Below are 13,835 nucleotides of genomic sequence, written 5' to 3'. Positions count from 1 at the left end.
TAAAAAGTCAAAATTAAAAAGTAAAAAACAGTTCAGAATAAGAGTATAACTTCTTCCTGTTCTGAACTGTTTTTCACTTTTTAATTTTGACTTTTTACTTTTTTGAGAAGTCTTACAACTTAATATTCACTGCTACCATAAAATTCGTTCCCGCCATTGGGAAATAATAATTATCCGCAGCGACAGCACCATCAAGGAAATAAGCGTAGGTATAACCATTGGGTTCATACTTTCTGTCGAATACGTTATTTACCTGGCCGATGATATTCCATTCGGAAAAGATCTTGTTTTTCAAAGTGAGGATCGCGCGTGCATCCTGTGTATAGAATGAATTGAGCTTTCGGAGATCATTCTGGGTATTGTCGAGGTATTGTTTGCCCACATATTTGCTGATCAGACCGAATTCAAGATCCTTTACAGGGATCACATTCAGCGTAAGACCTCCGACAACCGACGGTGCAAAAGCGATATCCGTGTTTTTGTGTGTGATGGTTTGCTGGCCTACCCATTGCCAGATTGAATTATACTCATCAAGATATTCTGTAAATGCTTTGATCTTGTTTTTGCTGAAACTGATATTGCCATTGGCATTCAACCAGGAATTGAACACATAACCGCCGGTGAGTTCCAAGCCTGCGCGATAGCTCTTCGGCACGTTCACGCGCGTATAAGCACCAACATCATTGATCATGCCTGTAAGAACAAGCTGATCTTTGTACGACATGTAATAGAGGTTGGCACCAACCTGGAAACGTGTTCCTCTTTTTTCGATACCGCCTTCAAAATCATGCAGCATCTCTTTCTTTGGCTGATTGGTCACGCTTGCTTCAAAGTCGTCACGGTTCGGTTCTTTCTGTCCCAGCGCATAGCTGATATACGACTGCCAGCCATTCTTTGAAAAAGTCAATCCTGCTTTAGGATTTACAAAATTGAATTTGCGGTCGATAAAGAGTGATGGTCTGTCAGCAAAGCCATTCATGCTGTGCTGTACATGACGATACTGAACATCCGTAAATGCGCTGAATGCTTTGCTGAACTGGAACTGCCATTTCGCATACGCATTGATGTCAGATTTTTTCGCATCTACATCGTAATACCGCGCGCCCTGGTCAAATCCGTATTTAGCCCAGATGATATCACCATGGTGGTTGCCATCATAAACAGTCCAGCCACCGCCGATCGTAAGGGTGTGTTTATCGCTTTTGTATTGAGTGGAGATGATCTGCCCGTAGAAATAGTTGTCGAGCCATTTTTGTCTGACGAGATCTGTTTCGGTTACAAGCTGGCCATTTATGGAGAGGTCCGGCAGGCCATAATCGCTGAAGGATTCTTCGCCTTTATAGTTCTCATAGTAGCCGAGGCCTCTTGTCATAAACACAGCCGTATTAAAATGCCATTTGCTGCTCAGGGCATGGTCAAAGAAAAGCTGGTAATGTGTCTGGCGGTAGTTATCGGTTTCATTATCATAAGGTGCGCCGGGGCGATCTGTTCCACTTGAATTGAAAGTGCGATCAGATTTTAATGATGCTTCAGGGATGCCATTCCATGCCTGATAGGTTTTTTCTTTACCGGAGAAGAGGTTGAAGCGGAGTGATGATCTGTCACCTGTATACGCACCGGATAAGTAGAACGATTGCAAATGGCTGCTTGCGCGATCCACATAGCCATCACTCGTGATCTGACTGAGACGGGCGTCAACGGTGAAATGATCATCGATCAAACCCGTCCCTGCTTTGACCGTGTTCTTCCAGGTGTTGAAGGATCCATAGCTGTTGTTGATCTCGGCATAGGATGTTTTGTTCAGTTCGTTCGTGGATAAGCTTACCGTTGCACCAAATGCACTGGCTCCGTTGGAAGATGTTCCCACACCACGCTGTATCTGTATTGAATTGACAGATGAAGTGAAGTCGGGCAGGTTAACAAAGAATGTTCCCATGCTTTCTGCATCATTGTATGGGATTCCATTTAAGGTGACATTGATACGTGTAGCGTCTGTGCCGCGGATACGCATTCCGGTGTAACCGACGCCTGTACCGGCATCGGAGTTGACAACAACGGATGGTGTCTGATTCAGCAGGAATGGAATATCCTGCCCGAGATTCTTTTTGACGATCTCTGTTTTGCTAAGATTGGATTTTGCAAACGGGGCTTTTTCGCCGGCGCGGATCGCGCGCACTTCAACGGGCGTAAGGGCATAGAAACTGTCGGTAACTTCTTTTTGCTGGGCCGAGGCGGCGTACCATCCAGCGATTGAAAATGAGATGAGTGCAATCCTCTTCATTTTTTGTTTGTTTAAACGGTTAAAAAAATGAGAGGGAAATGCTGTTGTAGAAAGGACATATGTAGGACTCCTTCCCTGCGCAGGCATTACCCTGATCAGGTTTACGGGTATAATCTCAGATCGTGGCTTACACCACAAACACCCCGGGAAACGCTGAAAGCTACCTGGCGAAGGTGTCAAGGTCAGGAGTTTCAGGGTTTAAAAGTGTAATTGTTCAAAAGTTGCAAGCCTCTCGAGCGGCGTTTAACTTATAAAACTTAAAACATTGAAACTTTTAAACTTATCTTCCTTTTTCGTATGTCCTTCGCCTTGTAGGACCGCGCAAAGCTAAGAAATTTATTATTCATTGTAACTTTCGCGAAGCATCAAGCGTAATACTTTTAAATAAATCGAAAAAACTGTATGAAAAAGATATTTTACTCATTACTCTTTTTGGCACTGGGCCAGGCGGCTTTGGCGCAGCCTACTGCTATCAAAGACCCGAATGTTCAGGTAAGAGAAGCAAAGAATTTTACGGTGATCCGTCTTTCCAGCGCGTTTGATGTTTTCCTGTCGCAGAGCAATGAAGAGTCTGTGGCGGTCAGTGCTTCAGATCGCGAGTACCTGGAAGACATCAAGGTTGAAGTGAAAAATGGTGTGCTGGAGGTGTATTATAAGCCGAAGAAAGGCTGGGGCAGAGGTGATCGAAAACTGAAAGCATATATTTCTTTCAAGCAGCTGGATAAGCTGGATGTCAGCGGCGCGTGTGATGTTGATATCGTTGGAGTATGGAAGGCAGACGGGGCAAAGATCGAACTGTCTGGTGCGAGTGATCTGACGGGCCAGGTGAACATCACTAAACTGTCATTTGACCTGAGTGGGGCATCTGATGTAAAGCTTACAGGAACCGTGGGACGGCTGGAGATCGATGCGAGCGGAGCCAGCAGCTTTAAATGTTACGATCTGGCGGCAGATTACTGCACAGCCGATGTTTCTGGTGCCAGCGATGTGCGCATCCAGGTGAACAAAGAAATGTCTATTACCGCAAGCGGAGCAAGTGATGTGCGTTACAAAGGCGAAGGTACTATCCGGGATATCAGGACAAGCGGTGCCAGCAGTGTAAAGCGTGGTTCCTGACGCACCGGAGAATCAAACGTTTGAATTATATAGTTACCGTCCTTCCGTCGTCACCGGTTTATTTATATCGGTGAGGCTGAAAGGACGGTAAGTTTTTTGATCCAGCGGAGATGGGGCCACGGAAGCGGTTTTTTTCTATAAAAAGAAAAAAAACTTTGGCTGGTATTTATCAGGCCCTTACCTTTGCAAACCAATCGCGAATGAAGGATATGTGGAAGAGTTAGATTGGAGACATAGATTACACTTTAGTAAACGATACATCGCGAAGTAGAGCAGCGGTAGCTCGTCGGGCTCATAACCCGAAGGTCGGGAGTTCGATCCTCCCCTTCGCAACAGAGAAAAAGTCCGCTAAATGGCGGACTTTTGATTTTTAAACGTTTACGTTTTCTGGGCAGTTGCAGTCAACTGGTACGGATTGATTACCTCCTTTGCTTTTAAGACCTGCGAGTCCCAGTGTGTGTATTTAATAGATAAGAATGAAAACTGGATTCGTAAATATCTTCGGTCGTCCTAATGCAGGAAAAAGCACTTTACTCAATGCATTGATGGGAGAGAAACTGGCTATTGTATCACATAAGGTGCAAACAACCCGCCATCGTATCAAAGCTATCATGACGGAAAAGGATTATCAGATCATCTTTTCCGATACTCCTGGCATTATTGAACCCAAGTACAAGCTGCACGAAAAAATGATGCAGGCCGTGAAAAGCGCACTCGAAGATGCGGACATGGCATTGCTTATTGTTGATGTCAACGAGAGCTGGGAAGAATGCGACGCTATATTCCAGGCACTCCGTTTAAAAGTACCGGCATTGGTAGTGATCAATAAGATCGATCGCGCAAGCCCTGAAAAGATCAGGGAATCGATCGAATTCTTCGCTGCAAAGAAATATTGCAAAGGCACGGTTACCATCTCCGCAACAAGCGGGATCAACATCAAGAACTTCCTGAAGCCGATACTTGAGATCCTTCCCGAAGGAGATCCTTTTTATAATGAAGATGATATCACCGATCTGCCGACAAAATTCTTTGTCGGAGAAATGATCCGTGAGAAGATATATGAACTCGTACAGGATGAGATACCTTATCATACAGCTGTTCAGGTTCGTGAGTTCAAAGAAAAGACAACCCTTGTGAAGATTGTAGCGGATATCATCGTTCACCGGGAAACGCAAAAAGCGATCATTATCGGCGATAAAGGATCCATGATCCGCAAACTGGGAACCGAATCAAGAAAAGACATTGAAGCATTCCTGCAACAGAAAGTCTTCCTCGAACTTTTCGTGAAAGTAAAACCGAAATGGAGAGAGAATGAGTTGCATCTGAAGGAGTATGGGTATTAGGGAAGAGGAGAGGGGTTTAGGAGTTTAATAGGTTAGAAGTTTAAAAGTTTAATAGTTTAACAGTTTAACAGTTATATGCACAACCTTTAAACTATTAAACTTTTAAACTTTTAAACCGTACCCACACCTCCATAGAACATTAATAACTTATTTATTCGAACATATGAGTTTCACATTAGCAATAGTTGGTCGTCCCAACGTAGGTAAAAGCACTTTTTTTAATCGTTTGCTGGAACAGCGTAAAGCGATTGTGGATGATGTGAGTGGCGTTACGCGCGACAGGCAATACGGTGTGGCCGACTGGAATGGAAAGACATTTAACGTGATCGATACCGGCGGTTTTGTAGCGGGTAGTGATGACGTATTTGAAAAAGAGATCGCCAAGCAGGTGCTGATAGCCGTGGATGAAGCTGATGCCATTGTGTTCATGGTGGATGCGCATACCGGGATGACTGATCTGGACGATTCTATGGCTCACGTACTGCGCCGCAGTACCAAACCGGTTTTTCTAACGGTGAACAAGGTAGATACGAATGACAATCTGCTGGATGCATCCGAATTTTATTCGCTGGGGTTTGAGCATACATTTTTTATCGCAGCTGCAAGTGGGAGTGGTACTGGTGATCTGCTGGATGAAGTAGCAAAGCTGATCACGGCAGAGGATGATGCAGCCGAAGAAACTGCTGAGATCGCCGCTCTTCCGAAGTTTGCGATCATCGGTCAGCCAAACGTTGGGAAATCTTCGCTGCTGAATGCACTGGTGGGTACGGAAAGAACAATCGTGAGTGATATCGCAGGTACAACCCGCGATACCATTCACACTCATTATAATCTCTTTCAGAAAGAATTTATCCTGATAGATACCGCTGGTATCCGCAGAAAAGCAAAAGTACATGAAGACCTGGAGTTCTATTCTGTGATCCGTGCGATCAAAGCACTGGATGAAGCAGATGTTTGCCTTCTCTTGCTGGACGCTGAAAAAGGGATCACCGCACAGGATCTGAACATCTTCGCCCTGGCTGCCAGAAAAGGTAAAGGCGTTGTCGTACTTGTAAACAAATGGGATCTTGTAAAAAAAGAAACCAATACAGCAAAGGAGTATGAAGCTGAACTGAAGAAAAGACTCGCTCCATTTACAGATGTGCCGATCCTGTTCATTTCCGCACTGGAAAAAACAAGGATCTTCAAAGCGATCGAGATTGGACTGGAAGTATATGATAACCGTAAGCGCAGAGTACCTACTTCACAGCTGAATGATGCGATGCTGAAAGCAGTGGAGAATTATCATGCGCCGGTGGTTCGTGGACATTCTATAAAGATCAAGTTTGTAACGCAGTTGCCAACAGTCGTTCCGTCGTTTGCCTTTTTCTGCAACTTCCCCGATGATATAAAAACGCCGTATAAGAATTACCTGGAGAACCAGCTTCGCCAGCAATTTGACCTTACCGGAGTACCGGTGAGAATATTTTTCAGGAAAAAGTAACGTTTTGTGATGACTGAATGCGCAACGGGAATGCGGGGAAAATGTTGTGGCACAATGAAGAAGGTGTGGAAGGCAGGGAATCAACGTACTGGTTTCCAATAAAAAAATTGTTAAGGATTTGTTTATTTGAAAACCGCTATTACCTTTGCGAACAAATTATAAACCCATCGCAATGAAAAAAGTATTTGCAATGCTCGCTATCGCTGCTGTTGTAGTAGCGTGTAACAATGAATCTGCAACTTCAGCTGAAGACGCTGCAAAAAAGACTGCTGATTCTATTCGCGTAGCTGACAGCGTAGCTGCTGAACAAGCTAAAGCTGCTGCTACTCAGGCTGCTGATACACTGAAAGCTGCTGCAGACTCTCTGAAAGCTGCTGCGGATTCTCTGAAAAAATAATTGATTGTAGGAATTACTCCAACAAGATTTCCTCCCGCTTGCGGGAGGTTTTTTTTACCCAAAATCTTCGTTTTTTTCCCAAGGTTTCGCTTTCAGCCGATTCTATCTTCACTTCATCAGCAGTATTGCTGACAGTACTAAAAAAGTGAAGTATGAAAAAGTGCGTGTGGGTTGCCTGGTTATTATTGAGTAGTTTTCAGCTCTATGCTGCGGTTCTTCGGTGGGATGGACAGGGTAATGACGGACTGTGGAGTACTCCCGGCAACTGGGATCTTGACCGGTTACCTGAGACCGGTGACGAAGTGATCCTCGATAATACATTTCTTTTCTCCGGATATAACGTTACACTGCCATCAGGAAGTACGGCTATATCATTGATCTCATTAAGGATCACACCTGCTGATCATTTTTCTATTTACTGCATTATCCCTGTCACCAATACCGCAATACCTGGTTTGATCCTTACGGGAACAGGCGATGTACTGATCCTTGATCGCGGAGCTGTTCTGAGAAATGCATCCGGAGCTTCGGCTGGTACGCCATTGAGTGTTACTGCAAATGGCTTTTTCAGGATCAATAACGGGGGACATTACATTCACCAGACAGCAAGGGGGCATACCGATTTTCTTGTGAGCAGGCTGTCTGATTTGCCAGGTACAGAAGAAGGGGTCTTTGAATTTGATGTTCCGGGAACAGCGTCCTATACGGTATCGATCAGTGGGCGGACTTTCGGACGCCTCGTTTTTTCAGCAGCCAGTGCCGGCGCGGGACGTACGTATACCGGCGCGGGGATCAATCCACTTCTGATCCGCGGAGGACTAACCATACGGGAGAATACAGTGTTGTCTTATGGCGCCAATGTAGATACGATCACTGTTAACGGGCAATGCAGTATTGCTGCCGGTGCAATATTTAATATCGCAAACGGGAGCAACAGGGCTACAGTCCTGCTGAAAGGCGATCTCGATAACAGAGGGTTTATCACGGAGACTGGTTCGTCTTCAGGTTCTGTGATCGTTATGAATGGAAGTGTTGCACAGACGATCTCCGGGGGCGGAAGTATTATCCAGGAGGTTAAGATGATGGTCGATAACCCCGCAGGCATTACGTTACTGGGGCTTTTGCATCTTCCATACCAGCTTGAGTTTATCAGCGGAAAGATCAGGTCCTCCGCATCTAATCTTCTTTCATTTGGTCCGGGTGCTGTCTGCTCCGGCGCAAACGACCATAGCTTTGTAGAGGGCCCGGTAAAGAAAACAGGTCGTAGCGCCTTTGTATTTCCTGTTGGAGTTGGCGCGATCTATGCACCAGTATTTTTTGAGGAAGGGGGAGACGATGCGGATGAGTTTATCGTTAGCTACCGGAGAGCGAACCCTCAGTCATTACCAGGTTTGGGAAGTAGTTGTCTGAGCCCGATCAATCATGTCAGTTATGTCGAGTTCTGGGAACTGATCCAGGCTGCGGGGAGTTCATCGCGAAGGATCAGCTTCTCTGTTTCGCCGTTTAGTTTTGTCCATGATCTTGACGCTATCGTTGTGTCTCGGTTTGAGAACGGATCATGGGTAAGTGAAGGGGGCGTTGATCATACTCCCGGACCGCCGTCCCCGCCGTATATGACCGGCACTTTAAGCAGTGTTTCAGAGGTATCGCAATTTGGTGCATTTACATTGGGCTCAACGGTCAATCAGCAGTTAAATCCTTTACCACTATTTATCGAACGTTTTGAATCGCAGTACATCAACGGACGGGTCCATTTATTATGGAAGGCCGGCGATTGCAACGGCGCAGGCTTTAAATATGTGTTACAACACGCGCTACCCGGAGAACATTTCAAGTTACTGGCCTCTTTGCCAGGAAACAATAATAGCTGCACTTATGATTTCATTCATCATTTTCCACCATCCGGGCAAAATCATTATCAGTTGAATGTATTGAACGGATCCGGTGATACTGTTTATCAGACAAATCTTTCGGAACGTATTACAAATACCGGGAGAGATGATACGCATTCTGTTCGGGTGATCAAAAAACAGCCGGATGGTATTGATCTGATTACGGATCTCCCTTTAGGTGATATTCAGATCCTGATCGTTGGTCAGAATGGCGCAATCGTAGCTTCACATACTATCAGAACATCCAGGCGGGGCGAAGTTGTATTTATCAAGACGCCGTTTCTATCAAACGGTATTTATCGGGTCATTGCTGTGGGTGGCAACAAAAAAGTGTCAGGATTTTTCATTCGCTGATCTTATCAGGAGGATCGATCTATAATCAGCCTTACCGGATTTTCGCCTCCCGGTTTATTTAACAGGAAGGCGAAAATCCGGCAGGAAATAATGTGTTGCCAGAGGTTCAGCGGCGTTCTGATCCGGGAGTTTTAATACTGGCGTTTTTTGCCTTTAAGGGGAGTTCCTTTTTTTCGCGCAGGGCTCTTCTTCTTTACTGCATTCACCATTGGCTTTTTCAGCATTTTTGCTTCCTGGTTCCAGGCGGCGGCGGTGAGGATGATCTCCTGCAGGTTCAAGGTATAGATGTCTGCCTTTGACGTGATGAGCACTGACGCAACAATCGCTCTCTTATTCTGCTGCAATTCGGGAAACAACTCCACCAGGTCTTTTCCACGCATAAAGCAGACGGATATACCGTCTTTGGTGCTTCTGAAATACATGAACATGCCGAAATAATGATAGAAGGGCATTTTAAAGCTGAGCCGTTCTTCAATTTCCGGGACCAGCGAAAAGATCATCTCGCGGATCTTCTCGCATATTTCCTTTCTGCCTTCAGGCAGTAATTTGATATAGTCGTCTACGCCTCTCATTTTTTGCGGGATGATGGCCTCGTCTTTTTGACCCAGGCTTTCAGTTCTTTAACTTTTTCACGAAAGGCTTTAAGCTCTGCTTCCTGTTGAAGAATGAACGTATTGTTTTTTAATTCGCCGATGACCTTCTCCATTTCCTGCTCAGTTTCATAAACCATCTGACGGAAAGGACTTTCGTAATCTTTTGCCCTTGATTCATAGATGCCTTTGGACATCCATTCCTTTGTTGCCAGCGTTTCGCTCAGGTATTGCAGAAAGATTTTTTTCGTAAAATCCGCGGCGGTAAGCCCTTTTACTTCAAGCATCGATGCAAACGCATGCTGTGCTTTCTGGAGGGGGTAGTTGTTGCTGCACTGATGATAGAATTCATGAACAGCATCCCAGTCTCCGATCTTCCCTGTATGAATATTTTTGATCAATTGGTTCAGTGTAGGCTGAGGGATCAATTGTCCGCCAATATTGTTCCAATGGTGTCTTTCAGCTTTGCTTAGTTTCCTGAGAAGCGAGTCGAAGTTGAGTTTTGGTTCCTTCTCCAGCAACCCGATCAACTGGGTAATACCGTAATAAACGATCAGTTCTTTATACAGGTGGTATGCTTCGGTCACTTTGATCAATTCAACTTCCCGGGATGAATTTTCTATTCCATCGATCAGAACCCTTGTTTTATGTAACGATGACTTCTTTTCCAGTACGGATTCTCCTTTATGAACAGCTGCCTCCGCAGAGATGACTTTGCCTTCTTTCTTCTTCCAGCTTTGACCCACGGCTTTTTTCATCAGTTCCATTGCCGTGAACATTTCGTTGACGCTGTCCGGCGCGAGAAAATCATATTCGAGATATTGGTTCCTGAATGTTCGTTTGTCACGGCTGTCGTATTTGCCGGCATTGCGGGCAAGCGCATACATATTGTACATGAACCAATAGCCGGGCATGATGACAAGTTTGTCGTTGCTGACATCATTGCTTACCAGGGAGAAAGGAATGGGGATATTCAGTTCAGCAGGAAAATCACCTTTTGCCATTAGTGTGAACGAGGCAAATTTCGAATTGTGTTTAAGACTTACACACAAGCCCGGCCAGAAACCTCTTCCTGCCATCAGCTCTCCATCAGCACCGCGGGAATTGTGATTTGATCCGATTGTAGCTCCGGCTGCCATATTGCTTTGTCCCATCAGCACTGCGGCGCAAAGGAATGAATTGTTGTGGTGCTGCTCATGTGCGGGAAACAATAATGAATTCAGCACTTCGCAACAGGAGATGGTTGAGTTATCTCCGAGAAATGAATTGATCAGCCTTGCACCATACTTCAATTGCGAATGAGACGCCAGAAAAAAGCGTACTGCTTTTACCCCGTAGAACACCCGGCATCCAAACCCGATGATCCCATTCACCAGTTCGCATCCTTCTCCGATCTGGGTCGGAGAATCGGACGATGAATTGATGGTCAGGTTTTTCAGTTTGTTAGCGCCTTTGATATATGCATCTGTTCCTATGAGTACGTCTTTGATGATCCGGCTGTTTTTGATCACGGTCCTGTCGCCCACCATCCCATAGTATCCGCGTCTGAGATCGAATTTCTTTTCAGTGAATTCACGGAACTTCTGCATCAATGTATCATCAGTTCTGTACCTGGTCCATAACCAGGCATCTCCGGTTTGCATTCCATCAAAAGGGAGTACGCTGCGTCCTGCATTTTCATTACACAGTTCCATCCAGATGCGGACAGATTCTTTCTCTCCGTGTTTTACAATACCATTACCGAATTTCGCATGATCGGAAACGCTGACTTCATTCAGGTTGATCAATATGGCTTCATTACCAATGATGTAATGGCTGAGATAGTTCACGTTATCTATGATGACATTATCTCCGAAGTCGCAGCTGATGATCAAACTATTGTATAGTCCAACGGGCAGTCTCACATCATGAAACTCGAGCGAATATGGTTCAAGCTTTCCAATCCGCACCAATCCGTAAAACTTACAGTTTCTGACAAGGGAGACGTCGAAAATTTCTGATACGAGGATGTTATTCCAGTTGTCTGCCATGTTTCCATTGGCGGTCAGCTGGCTGATCTCCTTATCATTAAGATTTCGCCAGTTGCGTTCACCGGTATATTGCTGATCTCTGAGATAGTATTCGTTTTCTCCTTCCGGCAGATATTCAGCGGTAATGAAATTGTAACCGAGCCGTGCTACGGGGATTTTGTTGATCTTGTTCATGGGAATGAGTTTAATCCCGGCCTTTTCGGGCCGGGATCGTGTATCGTTAGGGCAAAGGCTTATTCTACAGTGACCGACTTAGCAAGGTTACGCGGTTTATCTACATCGAGGCCTTTGGCCACGCCAATGTAGTAAGCCAGTAATTGAAGCGGAACAACATTGATCATTGGCGCAAGGATCTCGTCAGTTTCAGGTATCACCATGGTGTCCAGCGAAAGTTCTGTTGATGTTGTATCGCCTTCTGTGATCACTGAGATCACTTTCCCTTTCCTCGCTTTGATCTCCTGCATGTTACTCACAACTTTTTCATGATATGCATCTTTGGTTGCAACAAACACTACTGGCAGGTTCTCATCAACGAGGGCGATAGGACCGTGTTTCATTTCTGCTGCGGGATACCCTTCTGCATGTATGTAAGAGATCTCTTTCAATTTGAGTGCCCCTTCGAGTGCAACAGGGAAATTATATCCTCTGCCGAGGTAGAGGAAGTCGCGGGCGTCCTTATATTTATCTGCCAGCTGTTTGATATGGTCGTTTTGTTTCAATGCGATCGCCACTTTTTCCGGCACTTCTTCCATTTCTTTCAATAGCAGCCTGTATCGTTCTTCAGAAATGGATCCTTTTATGTGTGCGATCTTTAACGCCATCATTGTTAACACAGCCAATTGTGCGGTAAATGCTTTGGTGCTGGCCACTCCGATCTCTGGTCCGGCATGCGTGTAAGCGCCACCATGGGAGGCGCGCGCGATCGATGAACCAACCACATTCACTACGCCGAGAATGATCGCGCCTTTCGCTTTTGCGGTTTCAATGGCAACGAGCGTATCAGCTGTTTCCCCGCTTTGTGAGATGGCAATGATCACATCACCTTCGTTGATCACGGGATTACGATAGCGGAATTCAGAAGCATATTCGACTTCAACATTGATCCGGCATAGTTCTTCGAAAATGTATTCGGCTACTAATCCGGCATGCCAGCTGGTTCCGCACGCGATCATCACGATCCGGTTTGCTTTGATCAGTTGATCAGCATATTGCTGTATACCAGCCATGGTGATCGTGCCTGCGTTTGCATCAAGCCTTCCGCGAAGACAATCATAAATGGTTTGAGGCTGTTCAAATATTTCCTTCAGCATGAAATGCTCGTAACCTCCTTTTTCAATCGCAGCCAATTCCAGGTCGAGCTTCTGTACATAAGGAGTGATCTTTTCATTACCCAGATTTTTCAGGATCAGTTCATCAGGTCGGATGATCGCCAGCTCATAATCGTTGACATACACCACTTCTTTTGTATACTCAAGCATGGGAGAGGCGTCTGAGCCAAGAAAATGTTCGCCTTTACCAATACCGATCACCAGCGGGCTTCCTTTCCGCGCAGCGATGATGGTCTGCGGATCATCTTTATCAAGCAACAGGATCACATATGCCCCCACAACGCGTTTAAGCGCGATCCGCACAGCTTCTTCCAGCGAGCAATTATTATTGATCTTGATCTCTTCGATGAAATTCAGCAGTACTTCCGTATCCGTATCGCTTTTGAATTGATACCCTTTTTTGATGAGTTCATTTTTCAGTTGCGCATAATTCTCAATAATGCCATTGTGGATCATTGCGAGATTACCGCTTGCAGATTGGTGAGGGTGCGCGTTCCGGTCGCTTGGCTCACCGTGTGTGGCCCAGCGGGTATGACCGATGCCGGCATGGGCATTAAGATCCTGGCCGACGATCGCTTCTTCGAGATCGGCAACCTTGCCCTTTTTTTTATATACTTTTAGATTGTTATTCTGTAATGCAACGCCTGTACTGTCATATCCACGATATTCCAGTCTTTTCAAGCCTTTGATAATGATCGGATAAGCTTGCCTGGGTCCGGTATAGCCAACAATTCCACACATAAGGTTTATTCTTTTAAGGTATTTAAAATGGCCGTCATTGCGAATTTCGAAAATTGCGGGCACACGCCCAAATTGGGGATTGAATTCTAATGAGTTGTAAGTTGGGAATTGCCGGCTGCGGCAATCTCTTTTTTTGACTCCCAGCGGGGCCTTGCGCTTTCCGATGGAGATCTAAATCTGCTTCTACTTGCTTTCAGCAAGACAACGAAAGTAATCTGGGCTTCAGCAACATTCCTTAAAAAAGGCGAATCAGCGAAGTTCTGCGGCATACAGACCCAGC

General features: G+C 45.4%; 9 protein-coding genes, 1 tRNA gene and 1 riboswitch. Of the genes, 6 read left to right on the top strand and 4 right to left on the bottom strand.

The genetic code is table 11. The annotated features are described in order from the left end of the window. Window positions 1-112: 112 nt before the first annotated feature. Window positions 113-2,281: a TonB-dependent receptor gene (locus LZZ85_RS15070; RefSeq protein ID WP_237873580.1), complete on the bottom strand. Its 2,169-nt coding sequence runs from the start codon at window positions 2,279-2,281 to the stop codon at window positions 113-115. A 55-nt stretch (window positions 2,282-2,336) separates the two neighbouring features. After that, window positions 2,337-2,437: riboswitch (TPP riboswitch) on the bottom strand. Window positions 2,438-2,683: 246 nt separating this feature from the next. On the opposite strand from LZZ85_RS15070, the gene LZZ85_RS15065 reads away from it, so the two are divergent. From LZZ85_RS15065 to LZZ85_RS15040, 6 genes are all read left to right on the top strand, one after another. Next, on the top strand, window positions 2,684-3,397 hold the full coding sequence (locus LZZ85_RS15065) for a head GIN domain-containing protein (protein ID WP_237873575.1): 714 nt from the start codon (window positions 2,684-2,686) through the stop codon (window positions 3,395-3,397). Window positions 3,398-3,658: 261 nt separating this feature from the next. Next, a tRNA-Met gene (locus tag LZZ85_RS15060) sits at window positions 3,659-3,730 on the top strand. Window positions 3,731-3,873: 143 nt separating this feature from the next. Then, complete coding sequence (era, locus tag LZZ85_RS15055) at window positions 3,874-4,740, top strand: GTPase Era (RefSeq protein WP_237873571.1); 867 nt, start codon at window positions 3,874-3,876, stop codon at window positions 4,738-4,740. A 163-nt stretch (window positions 4,741-4,903) separates the two neighbouring features. After that, the gene (der, locus tag LZZ85_RS15050; protein ID WP_237873567.1) at window positions 4,904-6,223 is read left to right on the top strand and encodes a ribosome biogenesis GTPase Der; all 1,320 of its coding nucleotides are present in this window, start codon (window positions 4,904-4,906) and stop codon (window positions 6,221-6,223) included. Window positions 6,224-6,395: 172 nt separating this feature from the next. Then, window positions 6,396-6,620, top strand: a complete 225-nt coding sequence (locus LZZ85_RS15045; protein ID WP_237873565.1) for a hypothetical protein — start codon at window positions 6,396-6,398, stop codon at window positions 6,618-6,620. 152 nt (window positions 6,621-6,772) lie between these two features. Continuing rightward, window positions 6,773-8,866, top strand: a complete 2,094-nt coding sequence (locus tag LZZ85_RS15040) for a hypothetical protein (protein WP_237873564.1) — start codon at window positions 6,773-6,775, stop codon at window positions 8,864-8,866. A gap of 131 nt (window positions 8,867-8,997) precedes the next feature. Here LZZ85_RS15040 and LZZ85_RS15035 read toward each other — a convergent pair whose 3' ends face one another. The 3 genes from LZZ85_RS15035 to glmS are packed head-to-tail and all read right to left on the bottom strand — an operon-like array spanning window position 8,998 to window position 13,555. Continuing rightward, window positions 8,998-9,438, bottom strand: coding sequence for a DUF1801 domain-containing protein (locus tag LZZ85_RS15035; protein WP_237873557.1), 441 nt, complete (start codon window positions 9,436-9,438; stop codon window positions 8,998-9,000). Continuing rightward, window positions 9,435-11,660 (bottom strand): DUF4954 family protein, encoded by a 2,226-nt coding sequence (locus LZZ85_RS15030; RefSeq protein WP_237873556.1) that lies wholly within the window; start codon window positions 11,658-11,660, stop codon window positions 9,435-9,437. The genes LZZ85_RS15035 and LZZ85_RS15030 overlap by 4 nt, the downstream gene beginning before the upstream one ends. A 59-nt stretch (window positions 11,661-11,719) precedes the next feature. Further along, complete coding sequence (gene glmS, locus LZZ85_RS15025) at window positions 11,720-13,555, bottom strand: glutamine--fructose-6-phosphate transaminase (isomerizing) (protein ID WP_237873554.1); 1,836 nt, start codon at window positions 13,553-13,555, stop codon at window positions 11,720-11,722. Between the last annotated feature and the right edge of the window lie 280 nt (window positions 13,556-13,835).

Origin of the sequence: Terrimonas ginsenosidimutans (assembly GCF_022012415.1) — a bacterium.
Taxonomy (GTDB): domain Bacteria; phylum Bacteroidota; class Bacteroidia; order Chitinophagales; family Chitinophagaceae; genus Terrimonas_A; species Terrimonas_A ginsenosidimutans.
Note: the sequence above shows the minus strand (reverse complement) of the source record. Positions and strands in the feature narration are given on the sequence as shown.

Excerpts from the sequence above, each read along its gene's own strand:
- LZZ85_RS15070 (WP_237873580.1), bottom strand. The coding sequence starts at position 2,281 with ATGAAGAGGATTGCACTCATCTCATTTTCAATCGCTGGATGGTACGCC.
- LZZ85_RS15065 (WP_237873575.1), top strand. The coding sequence starts at position 2,684 with ATGAAAAAGATATTTTACTCATTACTCTTTTTGGCACTGGGCCAGGCG.
- era (WP_237873571.1), top strand. The coding sequence starts at position 3,874 with ATGAAAACTGGATTCGTAAATATCTTCGGTCGTCCTAATGCAGGAAAA.
- der (WP_237873567.1), top strand. The coding sequence starts at position 4,904 with ATGAGTTTCACATTAGCAATAGTTGGTCGTCCCAACGTAGGTAAAAGC.
- LZZ85_RS15045 (WP_237873565.1), top strand. The coding sequence starts at position 6,396 with ATGAAAAAAGTATTTGCAATGCTCGCTATCGCTGCTGTTGTAGTAGCG.
- LZZ85_RS15040 (WP_237873564.1), top strand. The coding sequence starts at position 6,773 with ATGAAAAAGTGCGTGTGGGTTGCCTGGTTATTATTGAGTAGTTTTCAG.
- LZZ85_RS15035 (WP_237873557.1), bottom strand. The coding sequence starts at position 9,438 with ATGAGAGGCGTAGACGACTATATCAAATTACTGCCTGAAGGCAGAAAG.
- LZZ85_RS15030 (WP_237873556.1), bottom strand. The coding sequence starts at position 11,660 with ATGAACAAGATCAACAAAATCCCCGTAGCACGGCTCGGTTACAATTTC.
- glmS (WP_237873554.1), bottom strand. The coding sequence starts at position 13,555 with ATGTGTGGAATTGTTGGCTATACCGGACCCAGGCAAGCTTATCCGATC.